Below are 21,778 nucleotides of genomic sequence, written 5' to 3'. Positions count from 1 at the left end.
TTTGAACAGCATTCACAAAATATGGCGATTGGACACCCCAACTGGGATCATCATAAATTATCTCCTCCTTTTCCTTTTACAGCTTATCCTTTTTTCAAAAAATAAGTGGCTGCAATAAGCAGCCACTTATTTTAGACGAACAGCTATTCTCTTTTTGCACCGTATCCCAGCTTTTTCAATAACGCAATCGCCTGTTCCTTTTCTTCAGGAGTCAAGCCGGAAACGGTTTCGTGAATCGTTTGCGCATGCTCTGGGAAAACCTTTTCGATAAACGCTCTTCCCTTTTCCGTAATCGAAGCATATGTGACACGGCGGTCTGTTTCACATGCTTTTCGCACAATTAACCCTTTTTGCTCCAGCTTGTCTATTACATATGTAATGCTGCCGCTAGCGAGCAAAATTTTGCCGCCAATTTGCTGCAACGGCTGATCCCCTTTATGGTAAAGCAATTCTAAGACCGCAAACTCCGTCGGATTCACGCCAAATGATTGAATCGACTTATTCACTTGATCGCTGACAGCTCGATATGCTCTTGATAATACAATAAACAATTTTAGCGATTGTTCAATGTCTTTCTCTCTCGTCATCCACAATCAAACCCTTTTGTCGGTTAAATTCAACGTCATTGTCAGTATTTATATTCCATCATTCTCTTCTCTAAAAATATTTTCTTATTTGCATTATACTTGAAATATTAAACACGGTGCAAATCTTTTTTTGTGGACACCTTTTCCCCCGTCAAGCGAGATACTCGCTATTTGGTTATTTTTGTTTATTATTATATAGTATATGAATAAATTATTTTTAGTGCTTGGGCGGTTATCACCTTTTATTTCAAAACGCATATAAAAACACTAAAGGTACGGAAAGGAGGATTTGATGAAACAAGTATTCATTGGGAGTATACTTTCCGCGTTATCCACTGGATTAGGTGCGATCCCAATTTTATTTTTGGCGAAATCGATTACTCACCGCTGGCGGGACATATTGCTGGCGTTTTCAGCTGGAATTATGATGGCGGCTTCCATGATGAGTTTAATTCCTGAAGCATTACAGGCAGGCAGTTTTTTCACTTTAACAATCGGGTTATTTTTTGGAGTCCTTATTTTAACCATTTTGGAAATGACGGTTCCGCATATTGATTTAGAACATACAAAAAAAGGAATTCAGTTTGATGAAAAAGCGATGCTCATTATTGCAGCCATTACGTTACATAACATTCCAGAAGGATTGTCGGTCGGGGTCAGCTATGCTTCGAACGTATCGGAAACAGGTAATTTAATCGCGCTAGCCATTGGATTACAAAACGCTCCGGAAGGATTTTTAGTCGCGCTTTTTTTAATTCATCAACAGATTGGAAGATGGAAGGCATTTATCATCGCTACACTTACAGGAGCGGTTGAAATCGTGACATCACTTCTCGGATTTTATTTAACATCCTTTTTTCGCCAGCTCGTCCCGTATGGCCTTGCATTCGCCGCAGGTGCAATGTTGTTTATTATTTATAAAGAACTCATTCCGGAAAGCCACGGGGATGGAAATGAGCGGACATCTACCTATTCGTTTATCATTGGCATATTATTTATGATTTTTTTAGTAGAATCGTTTTAATAAAAACACCCCCCTGCTTGAAGAAGACAGGGGGTTATTGCCATTACTGGCCTACTTCTTCTTTTTCTTCATACGGATGGGCGACCCAGCCGGACGGATCGATAAACAGGCGGACAGCGACGACTTGGCGGTCATCCATTAAGGTGAAATAATGCGGGTTTCCTTCCGGCACAGAAATAACATCGCCAGCTTCAAGCTCGACATCAAAATACCCTGTTTCGCTGTCCCCTTTGATGATAAAAATACCATGGCCAGCAGTAATAGCGCGCACTTCGTCTTCCGTATGAATGTGCACTTGTTCAAACTTTTTCAACAGTTCATCCAAATTCGGCGTCGCATCCGATAAGGCGACGATATCCCAAGTTTTGTAGCCTCTTCTCGCCGCCAAATCTTCAATTTCTTCTTTAAACGTCGCCAAAATTTCCTCTTTTTCTTCGTCGGTCAATACATATTTGTCGCGCAAATGTTCCGGCAGTTTGTTAATGTCCCAATGCTCGTACAACACGCCTTGTTTGTTTAAAAAGCTGCGGACATTTTCTTCTCCTTCAATCACTTCTCCCGTTTTTCTCACTTTGATTACTGCCATTGGAATTTCCCCCTTCATCAATTTTTATGGTTTAACAACCGGCTGCACGGCGGTCTGCTTTAGGAGCAGCCACTTGACGTGCCAGCTGAATAAAAACTCCCATGCTTCTAAAAACTTCTTTGCCTCAAACGCGTCTCTTCCCCATACGGTGATGCCGTGGTTGCGGATCAATACCGCACCGGCATCGCCGTTTACATGCTTGGCAAATTCCTTCGCAAGCGTTGGAATATGCGCGTAATTCGGAATAATCGGAATGCGGATGACCGCATCTTCTTCCCAAATCCCAAACGCTTTAATAATTTCCTGGCCGGAAAACGCAACTTCTCCGTCATCTCCGTACAATTCGGAGATAACGTTATTGTCGATCGTATGGACGTGGAGACCGCAGCCCGCGTTCGTTTTCTTGTAAATTTCCACATGCAAAAGCGTTTCGGCGGACGGCTTTAAATGCGTATTCTCCACTGGATTTCCAGAAGCGTCGACAAGCAAAAAATCTTCGTCTGTCTGCTTGCGTTTGTCTTTGCCGCTCGCCGTGACTAAAAAAGTGAGCGGGTCATCGGTTACTTTGATCGACAAGTTGCCGCTTGTGGCAAAAAACCAATCGCGCGCCGCCAATTCCGCTTTTATCTCGGCAAGCTCTTTCCATCTCTTCACAAGTAAACTCATGACTTCACCTCCATCGTCTCCAGAAAATGAATGACATCGAAAAACGTTGTAAACGGCGTATGCGGAATATCTAGTTCTTGGCATTTTTGCAGCAAAAAGTCACGGGCGATAACATGATCCGCCAGCTTTGCCACTGCTAAATCGGTGATCGAATCGCCGATGACGATATGAAAGGCATCAGGCTTTGTCAATTTTCGAAGCAACGACGGCTTGCAGCAGCCGCAGCCGTTTTGACACTGTTCATCACATGAATGCGGCCATGTAATGCGAATTGTCTCTCCGCTGAAATCAGAGCCATTGCAAAAGATGCGCTCTTTTTCGATGAGCCCTTCTAAAAGCGGATAGACAAAAAAGTCGATGCCGCCGCTTATGACATATAGCGAAATATCACGTTCCTTCGTAAACGCGACAAATTCGCGAAACCCATCACGGATGCGGGCATTTTGTAAAATGAAATCGACAATCTCTTCTTTCCAACCCGATGGAAGAAGGGAAAACATCGCGCCAACCCCTTCTTGCACCGAGATGCGCTGTGATAATATATCGTCTTTTAACGTTTCCCACTCCGGCGGCGCAAACCGTTTCATAATCGCGATAATGTTGTCATTGTCTGTAATCGTCCCATCAAAATCACAAAATATGATTGGTTTTGTCATGATGTCACCTCTACTGCGCCCCATAAGTCAATCGCCTTTCGCAATGCCTCATTTTCGCGCGCTGCTTCATGAAGCGATTTTCCGGCAAGAGCCGCATCGATCGCAGCGCGAAATGCTCTGCCGCCGCCTGTCGCTCCGTCTGGATGTCCGTGTATGCCGCCGCCTGCATTGACGATGCTATCTATGCCAAAATCGCGGAACAACAATGGCACAAGCCCTGGATGAATGCCAGCTGACGGAACTGGGAACGACCGTTTAAACGGCTCCTTATCATTCGTCAACTCCGCGGCAATGCCAAGCGCCTCTTCTTTATCAAGAGCAACGCTTCCGTATGGCGATGGAAAAAGCACAAAATCTGCACCAACAAGGCGAAGCAATTTGCCAAGCAGCAAGGATGCTTTTATTCCGTAAAACTCCGATGGAGTAAACGCCCCGCTGAATGCCGGATGAGCCATGATCGGAATGGTGATCTCATCATCTTCTCGCAACCCTTGGAGCACATCCAAACCGTACGCAAATACGTTAAATAACAATACATCGGCTCCTAATTCGACTGCGCGTTTTGCTTTCTCCTTCAATTCGAACGTTTTTCCAGTCAAGTTCACCGCATATAACGTCCGTTTTCCTGTCTTTTCGTACACTTCGTTTAACACCGCTTTTCCAGCCGTAATTCGCTTTTCAAACGGCGTTAATTCGTTTTCAAACAAAATTTCATCGTCTTTAACGAGATCGACCCCGCCGAGCGCTTGTTGTTTCAGCTGCTCGGATAAGTACGTTAAATCGCGGCCGATCATCCCTTTAAAAATGCTCATCAGAAGCGGACGTTCATATGCACCCACTTTTTTGCGGATTTCGTCAATGCCAAAACGCGGGCCAGGAAACTTTCTTTTCCATTCGTCGGAAAACGTTAAATCTAGCAACCTCACTTCTCCATCCAGCGACAATTTGCCAAACACCGTCGTTAAAAGCGCCGGAATATCCGCGCTAAAGTTTAAGCTCGGGTATGCAATGCGAACGATTCCACGCTTCAATCGCTTTCCAAAGTAACGGTTGGCGCGTTCGTTCTCCTCGAGTTCTTGTACGCTTACAACTACTCCTTTATGCTTGCGCAATTGTTCCTGCTCAAGAAGCGGCAAATCCGTCCACGAACCAACGGTCAACCCAAGCGCAATTCCTTCCGCCTTTTTCTCTAAATCTTTTTCATCGTGAATAAGATATGTGGCAATTACTTGACTCATGATCATCCCTCTTTCTGTTCATCCATCAAAAAAACCTCTTCATAAGAAGAGGCTTTATTTATTCACGCTCTTCTTATCTCTCAGCGTTTCCGCTGCAAGAATTAGCACCGTGCTTAACCGTCGTTAAGCCGGTTGCCGGGCTTCATTGGGCTTGTCCCTCCGCCTGCTCTTGATAAGAATGCTTGCAATATCGTATTCACTTTTCAAACTATTCGCGCTCGAAAATTTAATTTGAATTATGACAGTATTTTTTCGCTCTGTCAATCATTTTTTAACCCATTTTAGAAAAGACCAAGCTTCGCAATCCGTTCCGCCGCTTCTTGCAGGCGGGATTCGCTTGTTAATAACCCAACTCGCACATATCCTTCTCCATGCTTGCCAAATCCAATTCCCGGCGCGACAACGACATGCGCTTTTTCCAGCAAATAATCGGAAAAACGTTCCGATGTCCATCCGCTCGGCACCGGAAGCCACGCAAAAAATGAACCTTTTGGGGCGTCGACATCCCAGCCAATTTGCCGCAACGCGTCAATAAGCGTATTGCGCCGCGATTCATACAGTGCGACAAGCTCTTCCACGCAGCGCTGCGAAGAAAGCAATGCGGTTGCCGCCGCTTCTTGAATGGCGCCAAACAAACTCACATATAAATGGTCTTGCAGCAAGTTAATCGCCGCGATCACGCTCTCATTTCCAACGGCAAACGCCACGCGCCAGCCCGCCATATTATATGTTTTGGAGAATGTATAAATTTCAACGCCAATTTCTTTTGCCCCCTCTGCTTGAAGAAAGCTGACCGGTTTTTTTCCGTCAAAGCCAATCGCACCGTAAGCAAAATCATGAACGACACAAATTCCGTGTTTTGCGGCAAACGACACCGTTTCTTCAAAAAACTCCTTAGAAGCGATCGCCCCGGTTGGATTATTTGGATAGTTTAAAAACATGATTTTTGCTTTTTCCGCAATACTCGCAGGAATTTCATCATAATCAGGCAAAAACTGATTTTCCGCACGCAATGGCATCATCACCATTTCCGCGCGCGCCAGCGCAATCCCCGACCAATAATCCGGATATCCCGGGTCAGGCACGAGCACAATATCGCCTGGATTGGCTAAACATTGCGGGATCTCCACAAGACCCGCTTTCCCGCCAAACAAAACCGCCACTTCTTTTTCCGGATCAATGGCAACGCCGTATTCGCGCTCATAAAACTTAGCAACGGCGCGTTTCAAAAAGGAATACCCTTGAAATGGCGAGTATTTGTGATATTTTGGGTTCGCCACCGCTTTTTGCATCGCCTCCACGATATGCGGTGGAGTCGGCTGGTCGGGATTTCCTTGCCCTAAATTGATGATGTCATGCCCCTCCGCCATTTTTTTTGCGACTTTATCGACAAGCGAAGCAAAAAACTGTTTTGGAAGGCTCTGCAATAACTCAGATAGTGGAAATTGTTTCATCGCGTTAACACCTTCTCAAAAATTTTCTTGAAATTCTAGTGAAAAATCATATATCGTAAAAATCAAAATGTAAAGTAAAATTTTTTCGAGGTGAATGTTCATGACGATAAAAATCGCATGTCTTCAGCTAGATATCGCTTTTGGCAATCCTAATGAAAACGAACGGCGCGTTGAAAGAGAAATAGAAAAAATTTCAAAAAATCACCCAGATATTATCGTCCTTCCTGAACTATGGACGACTGGCTATGACTTAACCAGACTCGATGAGATTGCCGATGAGGGCGGTATGCGTACAAAAGCGTTCATTCAAAAACTTGCCAAGTCGCATCATGTCAATATTGTCGCTGGATCAATTGCCAGAAAAACAGATCGCGGCGTCACCAATACAATGTACATCGCCGACCGAAACGGTATCATCGTTGGCGAATATAGCAAACTCCATTTGTTCCAGCTGATGGATGAACATCTTTACTTACAGCCAGGGGAAGAAATGGGATTGTTCACATTAGAAAACACTCAATGTGCAGGCGTCATTTGTTATGACATCCGCTTCCCAGAATGGATTCGCGTCCATATGGTCCAAGGGGCGGAAGTGTTATTTGTCGTCGCCGAGTGGCCGCTTCCTCGCCTTTCGCATTGGCGTACACTGCTTGCAGCGCGCGCGATTGAAAATCAATGCTACGTCATCGCGTGCAATCGCGCTGGAAGCGATCCAAACAATGTCTTTGCCGGTCATTCGCTGGTGGTTGACCCATGGGGAGAAATCATTGCAGAAGCAAATGAAGAACCTTGTACGTTAATGGCACAAATCGATCTTCAAAAAGTAAGAGAAGTGCGAAAACAAATCCCGATTTTTGCGGACCGCAGAGCTAACGACTACATCGCTGCAGAAAAAAATTTTTTAAAAAAGAGTTGACAAATCATTTCGTGACCATGTATGATTCGTATCAAGCATAAAACTTCAAAATTGCCAACATAGCGAAAATTAAAAAATTGAATATGCTGACACACTCTTATCAAGAGTTGGCTGAGGGAATTGGCCCAATGAAGCCCAGCAACCGACCGTAATACTATCGTGAGATAGGGCGCACTTTTTGGCGCCGGAAGTTCGCTACTTCCGCAGGGCACGGTGCTAAGTCCAACAGAAAGACTCGTTCTTTCTGAAAGATAAGAGGTGCGAAGATATGGAATCTTCAAGCCTCTTTCTATGCAGAAAGAGGCTTTTTAATTTACATGAAGGAGGGAGTTTTACATTATGCCAGTTTCTCATCCAACGGTTTATGAACCATTAACGGAACAAGGCGCAATCTCTTTGGCGGTCCGTCTCGGTCTTTTTCCGGAAGGAACACCGCTTGCCTGCCGCGAAATTGGCGATGGCAACTTAAATCTTGTTTTCCGCGTTGTCGATCAGCAAACAAAGAAAGGAATTATCGTAAAACAAGCGCTCCCGTACGCAAAAGTAGTCGGTGAAAGCTGGCCGCTCACATTAAAACGCGCTGTTATTGAAAGCAATGCGCTGCGCACATTCGCAAGCTATGTTCCGCAATACGTGCCAAAAGTATACTATTCCGATGAATCTTTGGCAATTACCGTTATGGAAGATTTATCTCACTTGCAAATCGCCCGCAAAGGGTTGATTGAAGGAAAAACGTATCCGCTTTTATCGCAGCATATTGGCGAATTTATCGCAAAGACATCGTTTTACACTTCCGACTTTGGCATGAATCAACAAGAAAAAAAACAATTGGCGCAAAGTTTTGTTAATCCGGAATTATGCAAAATCACCGAAGACCTTGTATTTACCGATCCGTTCTTTAATCATGAAACGAACAACTTTGAAGACGAGCTTCGCGATGATGTAGAAGCGCTTTGGAACGATGACAAGCTCCGCTTAGAAGTCGCCAAATTAAAGCGCAAGTTTTTAACCGAAGGAGATGCGCTCATCCACGGTGATTTGCATACTGGAAGCATTTTTGCCAGCGATGAAGAAACGAAAATCATTGATCCAGAGTTTGCGTTTTATGGCCCGTTCGGTTTTGACATCGGCCAATTTTTCGCAAACTTGCTGTTAAATGCGTTGTCCCGCCCAGAACAACAACAAGAACCGTTATTTGCTCATATCGACAAAACTTGGGATGTATTTGCGACAATCTTTTCTGATCTTTGGCGCACTCACAATGTAGAACCATATGCAAAAACAGAAGGATTGTTAGAAGACGTGCTGCATCACACGTTTATTGACGCGATCGGCTTTGCCGGATGTGAAGTCATCCGCCGCACGATTGGATTAGCACATGTCGCTGACCTTGATGGCATTGAGGATAAAGAGGAACGCTTACAAGCAAAACGTTATGCCCTTCGTCTTGGCAGAAGCCTCATTTTGCAACGTGAAACATTATCTAGCACTAAAGAAATCCGTTCCCTTTTCGCACAAACAGTGCTTGCAGCAACGAATTAACACAATGAAAGGAAGAACCATAATGGCAGAACCATTCGCAATCCCGCGCTCTGTGGAATGGAACGACACTCATATTACAATTTTAAATCAACAAAAGCTACCATTAGTGACGGAATATTTGGAATTAAAAGATATTGAAGATGTACGGGACGCAATCGCCACGTTAAAAGTACGCGGCGCACCGGCGATCGGCATTACGGCTGCTTACGGCCTCGCTCTTTCTGCACAGCAATATGAAACAGAATCACTGGAAAAATTTAAAGAGCACGTGCGAAAGGACCGCGACTACTTAGCAAGCTCTCGTCCAACCGCAGTGAACTTGTTTTGGGCATTAGACCGGCTTGTTTCCAGCATCGCCCACGTTTCCTCTGTTAACGAAGCAAAAACGACGCTCATCCATGAAGCGATTCGCATTCAAATTGAAGATGAAGATGTATGCCGCCGCATCGGAGAGCATGCACTTTCCTTATTTCAAAACGGCGACCGCGTTTTAACCATTTGCAATGCTGGTTCGATCGCAACCGCCCGCTATGGCACGGCGCTTGCTCCGTTTTATTTAGCGAAAGAAAAAGGGATGAATCTTCATGTTTACGCGTCGGAAACTCGTCCGGTCCTGCAAGGAGCAAGATTGACGACGTGGGAATTGATGCAAGCGGGGGTAGACGTCACTCTTATTACCGACAATATGGCGGCGCAGACGATCAAGGCGAAAAACATTACCGCTGTCATTGTCGGCGCCGACCGAATTGCCGCCAACGGTGACACTGCCAACAAAATCGGCACCTTTGGACTGGCGCTGCTCGCTAAAGCGTTTGGCATTCCATTTTATGTCGCCGCGCCATTATCGACCATTGATTTAGCAACCAAAACAGGGGAAGAAATTCCGATTGAAGAACGCAATCCAGAGGAAGTGACGCATATCGCCGGAACGCGAATCGCTCCAGAAGGAGTAAACGTTTATAATCCAGCGTTCGATGTAACACCGCACGACCTTATCACGGCCATTATTACCGAAAAAGGGATCGTCCGCGGCAATTATGAAACTGAACTGCCAGCACTGTTTGCAAAGGAGGCTCGCCATGAAGCAATTTAGACTTAACTATTTAGTCGCATTTCTTTTTTCCATTATCGTCATCCTTAGCGGCTGCATGAATGAACAAGACGCCGTCAGTTCGAAACCGGCCAAACAAGAAAACAGCACGGCCGAAGAAGCAAGCGAAACAACAGCAGCAACAACCGAACAAGCAGATATCCCTGAAGAATTAAAAAAACCAATAAAAATTGCCGCCATTATGCAAATGTCGATCGGCACGTTTTCTTCTCAGTATATCGCTGGCGTAAAAGAACAAGTGCAAAAATTTGGCGGCGAAGTGCAAATTTACAATGCGGATAACGACTTAACGAAAATGGCTTCCTATGTCGAAACAGCCATTACGCAAAACGTCGATGCGATTCTATTAGATCACGGACGCGCTGATGCGTTGGAAGGTCCGGTGAAAAAAGCAGTCGAAAAAGGCATTCCTGTTGTCGCATTCGATAACGATTTAAACATCCCAGGCGTAACAGTGATTGACCAAGATGACTACAGCCTTGCATGGAAAACGTTAAAAACATTGGCCGAAGACTTAAACGGCGAAGGAAACATCGTCACCATTTGGGTTGGCGGATTTACACCGATGGAACGTCGTCATGTGATTTACGATGCGTTTAAAAAACGCTATCCGAACATCAAAGAAGTGGCGAAATTTGGTACGGCCAGCGCCAATACCGCTTTAGACACACAAACGCAAATGGAAGCGATTTTGAAAAAATATCCGAATAAAGGCGATATTGACGCAGTGTTTGCGACTTGGGATGAATTTGCCAAAGGCGCAACGCGTGCGATCGAGCAAGCAGGACGCAATGAAATTAAAGTATATGGCATCGATTTAAGCGATGAAGATTTGCAAATGATGCAAAAGCCAAACAGCCCTTGGGTCGCTACAACAGCAACGGATCCAGCCGAAGTCGGTCGCGTTCAAGTTCGCTTTGCGTATCAAAAAATTGCTGGCGAGAAAACGCCAAACATTTATTCACTAGAACCGCATTTAGTCAAACGATCCGATTTGCCTAACCAACAAGTTTCGATGAATGAGCTTCATGAATACATTTCCGGCTGGGGGCAATCAAATGTTGCCATTTCCCCTTGGATGAAAACATTGGAAGCACAGGTGAAAAACAAATGAACGGTCTTTATATGAACAATATTTATAAATCGTTTGGCACGGTAAACGTATTAAACGGCGTGAATCTCCATGTACAAAAAGGAGAAGTTCACGCCCTTTTAGGGATGAATGGAGCTGGGAAAAGCACATTGATGAAAATTCTCGCCGGCGCCCTTTTTCCAGACAAAGGCACGATAACAATAGATGGAGAAGAGCGCCGATTTTCTTCTCCTGCTGATGCGAAAAAAGCAGGCATTGGATTAGTTGTTCAAGAGGTCGATACCGCCCTGTTTCCATCGCTGACCGTCTATGAAAATATTGCTGCTAGCGACATCGTTGATACAAAACAAAAGCCTCTTCTTTCATGGAAACAGCAAAAACATCGGGCCGCAAAGCTTTTGCGCCAAGTTGGTCTGTCGATTTCGCCGAACAAGCTTATTCGCGAATGCACCTTGCATGAAAAACAGCTCATCGTTTTAGCAAAAGTGCTCTCCTCATCGGCCCGATACATTATTTTAGATGAGCCGACCGCCGCGCTCAGTGAAACAGAGACGAAGCGGCTGTTTACAATTATCAACGATTTAAAAGCACAGGGAGTTTCATTCATTTATATTTCTCACAAATTGAAAGAGGTAAAAGAGATTTGCGACCGCGTCACCATCTTGCGTGACGGAAACGTCGTCCACCATGGCGATGTTTCCACCCTTTCACTAGAAGAAATGATTCAACATATGGTTGGACGCGCTTATACAACCGTGCAAAAAGAAGCACGCACATACAGTGATGACATTCTTTTCAAAGTGGAACAGCTGCGCATCGCGAAAACAGGCACAACCGTCGATTTGGAAATTCATAAAGGGGAAATCGTCGGCATTGCCGGACTTGCTGGAGCCGGGAAAACCGAACTCGCCGAAAGTCTAATCGCCCATACAAAAGCGACGGGAGAATGGTGGATCGATGGAAAGCGTTATACGTTCTCCTCGCCAAAAGAAGCGATTGCGGCTGGAATCTGCCTTATTCCGGAAGAGCGGAGAAAACAAGGGCTTTTCTTAAATGAAACAGTCCGTACGAATCTTACGGTTCGGCTATTATCATCATTAACAAAGTGGCAATGGGTGTTGCAAAAGAAAGAAACACAAGTTGCTCAACATTTAGTGGATGTATTACGAATTCATCCGCCTTTTCCGCAAGCGGTTGTCAAACAGCTAAGCGGCGGCAATCAACAAAAAGTCGTCATTGGCAAATGGTTAAAGACAAACGCTGATGTATTCATTTTTGATGAACCGACAAAAGGTATTGATGTCAACGCGAAACAAGAGGTATTTTCGATCATCCGCTCCCTCGCCGATGAAGGAAAAGCGATTTTATATTTAACGAGTGAATTTCAAGAACTGCTCGATATCGCTGATACGATTTATATCATGGTAGGCGGACAGCTTGTTAAACGTGTTTCCGCGCGTGATACCACCTATGAACAATTGATTTATTACTGCAGCGGAGGTGATTTGGATGGCACAGCCAGCCGTTTCGATCGCCAAGAAAAAGCAAGCGCCATCTCTTCTTGAATTTTTATATAAGCATGGCACACTGCTTGCCATTCTCGTCGTCATTGCTTATTTTGGCATTACTCTTGATCGGTTTTTTACGTATGAAAATTTCAGCGATATTTTACGATCTATTTCCATCGTCACACTCGTCGCTATTGGCATCACCTTTTCTCTAATTGTGGATGGATTTGATTTATCTGTTGGTTCGACCGTCAGCCTAGCAACGATCGCAAGCGCCGCGGCACTCGTATTATACCGCCAGGAAATTCTAGTGACGTTGCTTGTTCCGCTTTTACTGGGAGTCGCCGTCGGCTTATTAAACTCGTTATTAATTGTGAAATTAAAATTGCCGGATTTACTGGCTACATTGGCGACGATGTATGCGATTAACGGCGTGCAGCTGACGTACACGAAAGGATTTTCCATTTACAACGACATGCCGCTTCCAGACGGAGGAACGGCGCCGGGCAAATTCATTCCTTCCTTTTTATTTATCGGTCAAGGGGAAGTATTCGGCATTCCGTTTTCTGTTTTATTAATGCTAGTGGTCGTCATTGCTGCTCATCTATTTTTAACATATACCAAACCAGGAAGATTGTTTTATATGACGGGAGAAAATCGGGAAGCAGCACGGCTTTCGGGAATCCCTGTCAATCGCTACCGCACTTACGCTTACGTGATCAGCGGATTTTTTGCCGCGCTCGGCGGGATTGTTCTCGCTTCCCGCATCGGAACAGGACAAGTATCAGCAGGAGCCTCCTTTTTAATGGATGGAGTAGCTGCCGCTTATATCGGCTTTTCCGTGTTTGGCGCGGGAAAACCGAACGTCATCGGCACGCTGTTTGGCTCGATTTTAATGGGGGTTCTGCTCAATGGACTAACGATGATGAACGTTCCGTATTACGCTCAGGATATCATTAAAGGGGCTATTTTAGTCGGGGCGCTTGCGTTATCGCACATGCAAAAAAAATAGGAGCGTTTCCCCTTCTTAATCATAAACAAAGCTATCATTGCCGACAGTTGACGAGCGAAAAAAAGATGGCAATGATTAAAAGCCGGCCCAATTGCAAAAAACAAAGTGTACTACATCTAATTTGTTACATCACGCAGGCCGTAAAAAAACTAGAAGCAAGTGCTGCTTCTAGTTTTTTTATATCGTCCGATACCGTCTTTCCAACTGTAATAATCGTTCTTTTACATTTGTCCGGTTGCCAGCATATCCCGTAAGCGAACCATTTTTTCCAACCACTCGATGGCACGGAACGAAAATAGCCAGCTCATTTGCTCGATTTGCCTGTCCAACCGCCCGCACCGCTTTCGGGCGGCCGATTTTTTCAGCAATATCACTGTAGCTGACCGTCGTTCCGTACGGAATTTCACAAAGCGCCTGCCATACTTGTTCCTGAAATTCCGTCCCTTTCCATTTTAAAGGCAAGTGAAATGCTTTCCGTTTGCCATGAAAATATTCGTCAAGCTGTTGTACAGCGTTTTCTAATAAAGGAGAATTGCTTTTTATCATTTCATATTGTTGACGGAGCTGCTGCCAATCTTCCTCAAAAAGTTCAACACTTACAATCGCCTCGCCGTCGGATATAACGTAAATACAGCCAAGCAGATCTGACTTATATATGCTGTATTCCAGTTTCATGTTCATCCTCTTTCTCCACTCGTTCAATCGGAAGTGTGATATGAAACGTCGTACCAACGTCAACTTCACTTTCCACATCAATTTTTCCTTGATGTTCTTCAATAATTTTATAACTAACCATCAATCCAAGTCCAGTACCGCGTTCTTTCGTCGTATAAAACGGTTGGCCAAGCTTTTTGATTTTATCTTGCGGAATACCGCAACCTTGATCTGTAATGGAAATGCGGATATGACTATCATCAAGCCGATTAATTCGAACAGTAACCTCCCCGCCTTTTGGCATCACTTCAATCGCATTTTTTAATATATTAATAAACACTTGCTTCAATTGGTTCGGTTCGCAATAAATGAATGGGATATGCGGCGCGAAATCAGCGACAATTTGCACGTTATGCATCGTCGCTTGGGCGCTAATTAAATCGATCGTATCTTGCATGATTTTGCATACATCATTTTGTTGATATTGAATCGCCTGCGGTTTAGCAAGGACAAGAAATTCGGTAATGATCGATTCGATTCGCTTCAGTTCAGACATAATAACATTAAAGTACATGGAATAGTCCTCTTTAATACTTCCTTGTAATAATTGGATAAATCCTTTTAGCGCCGTCATCGGGTTGCGGATCTCATGAGCAATGCCCGCGGCAAGTTCCCCTACAACATTAAGGGTATCAGATTTTCTTAGCTGCAACTCCATTTCTTTTCTTTCAGTAATGTCACGCAGCATAATCATTCCTACACCTGGGATGATTTCCTTCTTTAGTGAAAACTCTACAATTTTTTGTTTCCCGCCATTTGAAAAATCCATCTCCGCATACGCTTCTCCCAAACGATCACATTGTTGAGCCAATTTATAGAAATGTTTCCGTGCTTTTTCCGGGATAAACGCTGTAATCGGCCGATGAAGCAATTGTTCTTTCGTTGCTTGAAAAATTTCACAAGCGATCGGATTCACATCTAAAATGTGATAACCTTCTCCCCATAATAATATTCCGTTCATAGAATGGTCAAAAATGCTGCGGAATTTTTGTTCACTCTCGCGCAGTTCCCTTTCCATTTTTCTCCGTTCTGTAACGTTGCGGAAAATAGTCAAATGATAGCCATCAATCGCTCCTTGCTTCATCGTAAACTCAAGTTGTTTATCTTGTCCATTTGGCATATGGAATGTTAATTCGTCGCGGATTTCTCCTTTTATGCGGAACTCCGCAAATACACGCTGTACTTTTTCATCATCGTGGTCAAGGAAATCAAGCAAATTTTTCCGAACAAGTAAATTCAGCGGCAGCTCAAACGTCCGGCTTGCGGCATGATTTGCGTTCAAAATATGCCCCTGGTCATCCCAAATCAAAATCGCCTCATGAGCTTGTTCAAAAATGGCACGAAATCTTTCTTCACTTTTTTGCAATTTTATTTCCATATTCTTCCTCTCAGTGACATCTCGCATAATCGCCATGTAAAAACCGCTATATACGTTTGATGTCGTTGTAAGTTCAAACATTTTTACCGTACCGTCAAAACGGACGAGCGACAATTCTCCTTTTGCCGTTCCTTTTTCTTTTAATTCAGCAAGAAGGCGCACAAAATCATCGGCACATTCTTTAGAGATAAACTGCTGAAACGATAATTTTAACAGCTTCTCTTTTTCTAAGTTTAAACTCATGCAAAAAGCAGGATTTACATCAATAAAACGGCCAAATTCATCGAAAATCACAATGCTATCTACCGCGCGGTTAAACACATCTTTAAATAGAAACTCATGAATAATCCGCTCTCTCTCAAGTGCTTTGTGAGCGGAAATATCACGCATAATTACTAAATCAAATTCGTTAAACGCGTCTTTTTTCATTGAAAACTCAATATGTTTCACTTTTCCGTTCCTTAGCTTTATGAGCAGCTCATCGCTAAATGAGCCAAATTTATGTAACATTGATTGCTGAAACATTAAAATATCCGGAGGGACTAAGTCAAGAAACATCGTCATCTTTTTTCCAATCAATTCATATTTCTCCATTTCGAATAGTTGACATGCCGCTTCATTCACATCCACAAATTCGCCATTTTTATTAAAAATGACAATCGCATCCAAAGATCGCTCAAAAATAATTGAATAGCCATTTAACCGTTCTTTTAACCGTCTATTTTCTTCTTCTAATGACTTTACATCCACTACCAAGCTTTGTTCTTCACGGGGAGAAAGGCTATTATTCATGTTTATCCCTCCTTCTCCAAACCATATCAAATTATTATATATTCTCTGCCGAAAAATTTACTCCTTCCGTTTATTCGAAAAATTCCATGAAAATAAATTTTTCCAATGTTCGACAAGTTTTTCTTCTTTTTCTTTTGTCTAAAATATGTTATATTAAAATGTTGTTTTACAATGCTCTCGTAAAGGGGTTTATTTCGATGAATATTATTTGTACGACATTAAACTCGAAATATATTCATACGAATTTAGCGATTCGCTACTTAAAGGCATACGCCCAGCCAGAGTTTGATATAAAGCTTGTCGAATATACGATTAAAGATCCGGCGATGAACATCGTGACCGACCTTTATCGAAGAAAACCAGATATTATCGGATTTAGCTGCTATATTTGGAATATCGAAGAAACCATTAAAGTCGTAAAAATGTTAAAAAAGATCGCTCCTGATATCACCATTGTCGTCGGCGGTCCAGAAGTGTCCTATGACGTGCGCGAATGGATGGAAACCGTGCCGGAGTTTGATTTTATTGTCATCGGTGAAGGGGAAGAAACGTTTAAACAATTTTTGATGGAGATGCATGGAGATCGCAACTTCCACAACGTCCACGGGCTCGCGTTTCGCCATCATGGGGACATCTTTATTAATCCGCAGCGAAATAAAATTCGCTTAGCCGATATGCCATCACCATTTCGTTTTCCAGAAGATATTCCACATTTACCGAAACGCATTACGTATATCGAAACGAGCCGCGGCTGCCCGTTCAGCTGCCAGTTTTGCTTATCATCGATCGAAGTCGGAGTCCGCTATTTCGACCGGGAAAAAATTAAAGAAGATATCCGCTATTTAATGAAGCATGGAGCGCGCACGATTAAATTCGTCGACCGTACGTTTAACATCAGCCGAAGCTATGCGATGGATATGTTTCAATTTCTTATTGATGAACACGTTCCGGGAACCGTATTTCAATTTGAAATTACGGCAGACATTATGCGTCCGGAAGTCATCGAGTTTTTAAACAAAGAAGCACCACCAGGACTGTTCCGCTTTGAAATCGGTGTGCAATCGACAAATGATGAAGTAAACCGGCTTGTCATGCGCAAACAAAATTTTGAAAAATTAACCCGCACTGTGATGATGGTGAAAGAAGGCGGAAAAATTGCTCAACATCTCGATTTAATTGCCGGACTTCCGGAAGAGGACTATACATCATTCCGAAAAACGTTTAACGACGTTTTCGCACTCCGTCCGGAAGAATTGCAGCTAGGCTTTTTAAAAATGCTTCGCGGCACCGGCCTTCGCCTGCGCGCAAAAGACTACGGCTACGTATTTATGGATCACGCACCATATGAAGTATTGCAAAATAATGTGCTTTCTTTTGATGACATCATCCGCATTAAACAAGTAGAAGATGTGTTAGAAAAATATTGGAATGCGCATCGGATGGATGAAACGATCGAATATTTAGTAACAAACGTATTCCCATCGCCATTTGATTTCTTCCAAGAATTTGGCACATACTGGGACGAACGCGGCTGGGCGAAAATCGGGCATCAGCTTGAAGACTTATTCCGCCGTCTACATGAATTTTTGCAGACAAAAAAACTGGATGAACTTCCAATCATTGAAGCGTTAATGAAATATGACTATTTACGCAATCAAAAACATAAGCCGCGCAAACCATGGTGGGAAGAAAAAACGGACAAATCGCTGCGTTCCTCGCTTTATCGCCAGCTGCTCGAACATCCGGAACAATTAGGGAATGAATTCGTCTCACTGGAATTGAATGAAAAAAAATTATTTAAACATACGGTCATGGAAATAATCGAATTTGACATCGGCCATTATCTGAAAACAAAGGAAATACGTCTGACCCCAACGGTGATGATTGCTTATTTTGATCCCATCCAATTGCAAACGAAAATTTTTTCCGCCCCGCTATCTTCCTTTTCAAATGCCGCAATAAAAAAGTAGGGTTTATCCCCATAGCCATCAAGTTAAGAATTTGATCTTTTTTCAGCGCCAAAAACATGGTATCCTTTCTAACGAAAATCATCGTTGGAAAGGATTGTTTTTTGATGGCAAAAAAGATGAAGGCATGGATAAAAACGATTCGTCAACTCTTCTCCTCTGAAGAACTGACCCGTCTGGCACGGAAAGTCGGATTCATTCAGCGGCAGCGTTCATTAACAGCGGAATATTTAAGGGCTGGAAATCCTTATTTGACCTTGACCGTGTCAAAAAGATGAAGAAGGAACGATTCGAATGCCACTTATATGGGACATTGATTGCCATTTTAGTCACGCAGACTCTTCTGTTCCAAGCACGAAGGTATTGGCATCAACGGGAGGGAACCGAGATCAGTGAATGGAAAGCGCTTAATATCCTCCAATCGTATTGGCATCGGTTTCTTTTGCATCCCCAAGCGATGGAAACCGCCCTTCCATCTCTCCTGTCTCTGTTAAGGAAACACGCGAGAAAAGACCGAAGGAAAGGAGAGGAAACGGTATCGGATCTTTTAAAGAAATTGGGGATATGGTAGTGTGGGTTATGGATATAAATGCCAAATAACCCTCTTCTTGAGGGTTATTTGGCATGCCCAGCATTTGGTTTTCTCTTCATCCTTTGATTGATTTTTCGAACATGCGTATCATCCTAAAAAATTTTATACCGCTAACTTGACGGGTATGGGGTTTATCCCTACTTTTTCTTTTTCGCTTTTTTCTGTTGTTTTCTCTCTTCCATTAGCTGAAGCGGCTGATGGGCGTTAAAATCACCAAATTCAAACGCCATTTCCTCGCGTGCTTCGTTATGTTGGCGTTCTCGTTTTTCTTCTCTCATCTTCATTGTCCATCTCCTTGGCGCGCTTTTTTCGAATTGCGGTTCGCTCCGCGGCTCATGTCTTCTTCTCCCGCATACTGCGCTGCAAATTCTGTATCCGGTAAGCTTTCTGTCGGCGTTTTGTTATTGTTTTTCGCTGCATTAAACTTCACTTTTCGCTTCATTACTTACTCCCCCTCTCATGTTTATAAGCGATTAAGACGATTTCTTCTCCTGTTTCTTCACGCAACCGTTTTTCCAGCTCTTGCACTTTTTTTAACGTCTGCTCTTTCAGGTCAGCAACTGGAAATGAACTGTTTTTCAACGGGCATCACCCTTTGCCATTTTTCTTATTTTCCCTTAAACACTGTACGGTTTATTCATAACCATATATATTTTTGCTCACACTATAATTGAGGTGATATCCACATGGATCAAGATAAAAAAGTCGAATCGCCAATTCTTGATGAGACAATGCCTCATCAAATCCATGCTCCATCATTTAAGGGAACTGGCATAAAAACACAGCCTCCATTTGTCAATAAATATGGTGTCGTAATCGGCGACAGCAAATATAACTCGCCAAATTCACCGCTGAATCACTGGAGTGATGAGATCGATCCAAGCATTATGGCAGGCGATGAATGGGTGCACCCGACAAACGACATCGGCTGGAATACAGAAGAAAATCGCGAGCTTCTCGAAGCAAAACGGCGGTCCCAAAGGGTTCCGTTTATGCACCCAAGCATTGATACAAGTTATGGGCAAGATTAGCCTATCATTTCGAAACAAAATTATTTTCAAAAAGCAAAAAGGGATATCCTCACTATTGTGATATCCCTTTTCCTATGCTTGCTTTACGGTTTTATGCTTTTTGTATACATGTTTCGCATCAGTAATCGTATCAAGACACCGCTTTACTTCAAAATTATGCTTCATGTTACTTTTTCTTTTTCTGGTTTAATCGCTACAAATGTGATGGCGCTTACCAGAAAACATAATGCAACTAACAGAAACAACAGCATGGATGTCTCCCTTTTCATCAGCAGCGCAGCAAGAGGCGGTCCCATAGCGACACCGATAAACCTTAACGAGCTGTAAAATGAAGTCACCGTTCCCCGCTCTTTTTTTCAATCCCTCCTGTAATAAGGGCATCCAAACACGGAAGCATCATGCCAATGCCAACGCCCACAAGCGAAAAAAGCGCAACCATCCACCAAAGAGATGGAAAGAATTTGATAACAATGATCGCCGCTCCAGCAAGCATCCCGCCAGCGGCAATTAACCATTTCATTAACGTTTTATTTTCGCCGATTTTCTTTCCTGTCATAAACGATGCCGCACAAAGCGCGCCAAGCGGAATGGCCAGCACCCATCCTTTTTTTATTCCATCGATGCCGTAATCTTCAAGACGGCTTGATAAGAAAAACAGAAACGCAAATAAAACGAGCATTAATAAACCGCCAATGGCAAAAATCGCATATAGCCAACGCCCTTCCCTTTGAAAAATCGTTTTTACATTTCGTAAAAATTGCCGAAATGGAAGAGGATGCTCCTGTTTCGAAGGAGATTTTACGCAAAAAAGCATCATCGCAAGCGAAATAACACAAAACAGCGGAAACGCGAAAAACGGCAAAAACCAGACGATGCTTGCAAACATCGCACCTAATATAGGGCTTAATACTTTGCCAAACGTATTTGCTGTTTCAATTGTCCCTCGACAGCTGCTTGCCTCGCTGTCATCAGGAAATAAATCTCCAACAAGCGGCAGCACAATCGGAAATGCTCCCGCTGCTCCAAGCCCTTGTAGCATCCTTCCCACAACCATCATCGCGTACGGTTCATTCATCTTCCATGATGCCCATCCCGAAATAAGCCCTCCAATAGCCGCCAGCAATAAACTTGGAATAATCACTTTTTTTCTCCCCATCCGATCACTCATATATCCAGCGATTGGAATAAAAAATAATTGCCACAACCGAATACATCGTAATGAGTAAACTCGTTTGGAATGAAGTAATATGTAATTGCTTTTCGATGATCGGCAACACCGGTATTAACATCGAATTTCCAAGCGTCATCACTAGCGAAATAGAAGCAAGCGATGCAATCATCCCCCCTTTTCCCGCCGATGTCCTTGCCTGTTTCGGCATTTGCTCTATCCATTCCATCTCCATACCTGCCTTTATTTATGTTACACGTTTATGTTTATCATTTCCGTTTTTTCATGAAGCATACAGTGCAAAAAATCTTGCCTACAATGAGGCAAGATACATATTCTTCCATTTTCTATAATAATAATCATTTACTCCACACAACTTTCTCATCACAAATTTATACCAAACCTACCCTTAAAAACCTTTAATTCCCATTATACAACTATTCTAATTCCATATACTAAACATGCAACACATTTTAAACATGAGGAGGCTGAAAACAATGGCAAGATCAAGCAATAAATTGCTTGTTCCTGGAATTGAACAAGCGTTAGATCAAATAAAATATGAAATTGCCCAAGAATTTGGCGTACAATTAGGAGCAAATACGGTTTCTCGCGCAAATGGCTCTGTCGGTGGCGAAATTACAAAACGGTTAGTCGCACAAGCACAAAGCCAACTTTCCGGATCTGCTTTCCAAAAAACCGAATAAAATGGCGATTAAAGCCGAGTGAATGGACTCGGCTTT

23 protein-coding genes, 1 pseudogene and 2 riboswitches are annotated in these 21,778 nt (G+C 43.2%); of the genes and pseudogenes, 11 read left to right on the top strand and 13 right to left on the bottom strand.

The window, feature by feature from the left end:
• Window positions 1-143: 143 nt before the first annotated feature.
• Complete coding sequence (locus B9L23_RS05010; protein ID WP_062677640.1) at window positions 144-587, bottom strand: MarR family winged helix-turn-helix transcriptional regulator; 444 nt, start codon at window positions 585-587, stop codon at window positions 144-146.
• A 292-nt stretch (window positions 588-879) separates the two neighbouring features.
• On the opposite strand from B9L23_RS05010, the gene B9L23_RS05005 reads away from it, so the two are divergent.
• Window positions 880-1,611, top strand: coding sequence for a ZIP family metal transporter (locus B9L23_RS05005; RefSeq protein ID WP_062677641.1), 732 nt, complete (start codon window positions 880-882; stop codon window positions 1,609-1,611).
• A 43-nt stretch (window positions 1,612-1,654) separates the two neighbouring features.
• Here B9L23_RS05005 and B9L23_RS05000 read toward each other — a convergent pair whose 3' ends face one another.
• The 5 genes from B9L23_RS05000 to B9L23_RS04980 form a co-directional block, all read right to left on the bottom strand.
• The gene (locus B9L23_RS05000; protein ID WP_012749529.1) at window positions 1,655-2,197 is read right to left on the bottom strand and encodes a 1,2-dihydroxy-3-keto-5-methylthiopentene dioxygenase; all 543 of its coding nucleotides are present in this window, start codon (window positions 2,195-2,197) and stop codon (window positions 1,655-1,657) included.
• A 24-nt stretch (window positions 2,198-2,221) separates the two neighbouring features.
• Window positions 2,222-2,863 carry a methylthioribulose 1-phosphate dehydratase gene (locus tag B9L23_RS04995; protein ID WP_089096987.1) on the bottom strand — a complete coding sequence of 214 codons (642 nt, stop codon included), beginning with the start codon at window positions 2,861-2,863 and terminating at the stop codon, window positions 2,222-2,224.
• Window positions 2,860-3,519, bottom strand: a complete 660-nt coding sequence (mtnX, locus tag B9L23_RS04990) for a 2-hydroxy-3-keto-5-methylthiopentenyl-1-phosphate phosphatase (protein WP_012749527.1) — start codon at window positions 3,517-3,519, stop codon at window positions 2,860-2,862. The genes B9L23_RS04995 and mtnX overlap by 4 nt, the downstream gene beginning before the upstream one ends.
• Entirely contained in the window at window positions 3,516-4,757 is a 1,242-nt protein-coding gene (gene mtnW, locus B9L23_RS04985) for a 2,3-diketo-5-methylthiopentyl-1-phosphate enolase (protein ID WP_089096986.1), read from the bottom strand. The genes mtnX and mtnW overlap by 4 nt, the downstream gene beginning before the upstream one ends.
• A gap of 70 nt (window positions 4,758-4,827) precedes the next feature.
• Window positions 4,828-4,936, bottom strand: a riboswitch (SAM riboswitch).
• A 102-nt stretch (window positions 4,937-5,038) separates the two neighbouring features.
• Entirely contained in the window at window positions 5,039-6,211 is a 1,173-nt protein-coding gene (locus tag B9L23_RS04980; RefSeq protein ID WP_089096985.1) for a pyridoxal phosphate-dependent aminotransferase, read from the bottom strand.
• A 100-nt stretch (window positions 6,212-6,311) separates the two neighbouring features.
• On the opposite strand from B9L23_RS04980, the gene B9L23_RS04975 reads away from it, so the two are divergent.
• The 6 genes from B9L23_RS04975 to B9L23_RS04950 all read left to right on the top strand — a co-directional run bounded on the left by B9L23_RS04975 (window position 6,312) and on the right by B9L23_RS04950 (window position 13,393).
• A complete protein-coding gene (locus B9L23_RS04975) occupies window positions 6,312-7,127 on the top strand; it encodes a carbon-nitrogen family hydrolase (RefSeq protein ID WP_089096984.1) in 816 nt (271 codons plus the stop codon).
• A 94-nt stretch (window positions 7,128-7,221) separates the two neighbouring features.
• A riboswitch (SAM riboswitch) is annotated at window positions 7,222-7,385 on the top strand.
• A gap of 81 nt (window positions 7,386-7,466) precedes the next feature.
• Window positions 7,467-8,669 (top strand): S-methyl-5-thioribose kinase, encoded by a 1,203-nt coding sequence (gene mtnK / locus B9L23_RS04970; RefSeq protein ID WP_081189242.1) that lies wholly within the window; start codon window positions 7,467-7,469, stop codon window positions 8,667-8,669.
• Between the two features lie 22 nt (window positions 8,670-8,691).
• Window positions 8,692-9,762, top strand: a complete 1,071-nt coding sequence (mtnA, locus tag B9L23_RS04965) for an S-methyl-5-thioribose-1-phosphate isomerase (RefSeq protein ID WP_089096983.1) — start codon at window positions 8,692-8,694, stop codon at window positions 9,760-9,762.
• The gene (locus B9L23_RS04960) at window positions 9,749-10,894 is read left to right on the top strand and encodes a sugar ABC transporter substrate-binding protein (RefSeq protein WP_062753678.1); all 1,146 of its coding nucleotides are present in this window, start codon (window positions 9,749-9,751) and stop codon (window positions 10,892-10,894) included. The genes mtnA and B9L23_RS04960 overlap by 14 nt, the downstream gene beginning before the upstream one ends.
• The gene (locus B9L23_RS04955) at window positions 10,891-12,438 is read left to right on the top strand and encodes a sugar ABC transporter ATP-binding protein (protein WP_089096982.1); all 1,548 of its coding nucleotides are present in this window, start codon (window positions 10,891-10,893) and stop codon (window positions 12,436-12,438) included. Before B9L23_RS04960 ends, B9L23_RS04955 begins: the two co-directional genes overlap by 4 nt.
• Window positions 12,383-13,393 (top strand): ABC transporter permease, encoded by a 1,011-nt coding sequence (locus B9L23_RS04950; protein ID WP_062677650.1) that lies wholly within the window; start codon window positions 12,383-12,385, stop codon window positions 13,391-13,393. The genes B9L23_RS04955 and B9L23_RS04950 overlap by 56 nt, the downstream gene beginning before the upstream one ends.
• A gap of 177 nt (window positions 13,394-13,570) precedes the next feature.
• Here the strand turns inward: B9L23_RS04950 and B9L23_RS04945 are convergent, their stop codons facing one another.
• Together B9L23_RS04945 and B9L23_RS04940 are read right to left on the bottom strand one after the other, a co-directional pair.
• Window positions 13,571-14,068 carry a methylated-DNA--[protein]-cysteine S-methyltransferase gene (locus B9L23_RS04945; RefSeq protein ID WP_062753680.1) on the bottom strand — a complete coding sequence of 166 codons (498 nt, stop codon included), beginning with the start codon at window positions 14,066-14,068 and terminating at the stop codon, window positions 13,571-13,573.
• Complete coding sequence (locus B9L23_RS04940) at window positions 14,043-16,277, bottom strand: PAS domain S-box protein (RefSeq protein ID WP_089096981.1); 2,235 nt, start codon at window positions 16,275-16,277, stop codon at window positions 14,043-14,045. The genes B9L23_RS04945 and B9L23_RS04940 overlap by 26 nt, the downstream gene beginning before the upstream one ends.
• Window positions 16,278-16,474: 197 nt before the next feature.
• Between B9L23_RS04940 and B9L23_RS04935 the strand changes: the two genes are divergently transcribed.
• The gene (locus tag B9L23_RS04935) at window positions 16,475-18,247 is read left to right on the top strand and encodes a B12-binding domain-containing radical SAM protein (protein ID WP_089096980.1); all 1,773 of its coding nucleotides are present in this window, start codon (window positions 16,475-16,477) and stop codon (window positions 18,245-18,247) included.
• Window positions 18,248-18,351: 104 nt separating this feature from the next.
• Window positions 18,352-18,522 carry a hypothetical protein gene (locus B9L23_RS20310; protein ID WP_169712515.1) on the top strand — a complete coding sequence of 57 codons (171 nt, stop codon included), beginning with the start codon at window positions 18,352-18,354 and terminating at the stop codon, window positions 18,520-18,522.
• 129 nt (window positions 18,523-18,651) lie between these two features.
• On the opposite strand, the gene B9L23_RS20710 is transcribed toward B9L23_RS20310, so the two are convergent.
• From B9L23_RS20710 to B9L23_RS20295, 4 genes are all read right to left on the bottom strand, one after another.
• Window positions 18,652-18,879 (bottom strand): hypothetical protein, encoded by a 228-nt coding sequence (locus B9L23_RS20710; protein ID WP_211278796.1) that lies wholly within the window; start codon window positions 18,877-18,879, stop codon window positions 18,652-18,654.
• 94 nt (window positions 18,880-18,973) lie between these two features.
• Window positions 18,974-19,120 (bottom strand): hypothetical protein, encoded by a 147-nt coding sequence (locus B9L23_RS20305; protein ID WP_012749515.1) that lies wholly within the window; start codon window positions 19,118-19,120, stop codon window positions 18,974-18,976.
• Window positions 19,117-19,278 carry a hypothetical protein gene (locus B9L23_RS20300; RefSeq protein ID WP_012749514.1) on the bottom strand — a complete coding sequence of 54 codons (162 nt, stop codon included), beginning with the start codon at window positions 19,276-19,278 and terminating at the stop codon, window positions 19,117-19,119. Before B9L23_RS20300 ends, B9L23_RS20305 begins: the two co-directional genes overlap by 4 nt.
• Window positions 19,278-19,418, bottom strand: coding sequence for a hypothetical protein (locus B9L23_RS20295; protein WP_012749513.1), 141 nt, complete (start codon window positions 19,416-19,418; stop codon window positions 19,278-19,280). The genes B9L23_RS20300 and B9L23_RS20295 overlap by 1 nt, the downstream gene beginning before the upstream one ends.
• Window positions 19,419-19,522: 104 nt before the next feature.
• On the opposite strand from B9L23_RS20295, the gene B9L23_RS04920 reads away from it, so the two are divergent.
• The gene (locus B9L23_RS04920; protein ID WP_012749512.1) at window positions 19,523-19,867 is read left to right on the top strand and encodes a DUF3905 domain-containing protein; all 345 of its coding nucleotides are present in this window, start codon (window positions 19,523-19,525) and stop codon (window positions 19,865-19,867) included.
• 161 nt (window positions 19,868-20,028) lie between these two features.
• Here B9L23_RS04920 and B9L23_RS04915 read toward each other — a convergent pair.
• Window positions 20,029-21,264 (bottom strand): annotated as a pseudogene (locus B9L23_RS04915) (MFS transporter).
• A gap of 268 nt (window positions 21,265-21,532) precedes the next feature.
• Between B9L23_RS04915 and B9L23_RS04910 the strand changes: the two are divergent.
• Window positions 21,533-21,742 (top strand): alpha/beta-type small acid-soluble spore protein, encoded by a 210-nt coding sequence (locus B9L23_RS04910; RefSeq protein ID WP_012749511.1) that lies wholly within the window; start codon window positions 21,533-21,535, stop codon window positions 21,740-21,742.
• Window positions 21,743-21,778: the final 36 nt, after the last annotated feature.

It is taken from the genome of Parageobacillus galactosidasius (genome assembly GCF_002217735.1).
In the GTDB taxonomy this organism is placed as follows: domain Bacteria; phylum Bacillota; class Bacilli; order Bacillales; family Anoxybacillaceae; genus Parageobacillus_B; species Parageobacillus_B toebii.
Note: the sequence above shows the minus strand (reverse complement) of the source record. Positions and strands in the feature narration are given on the sequence as shown.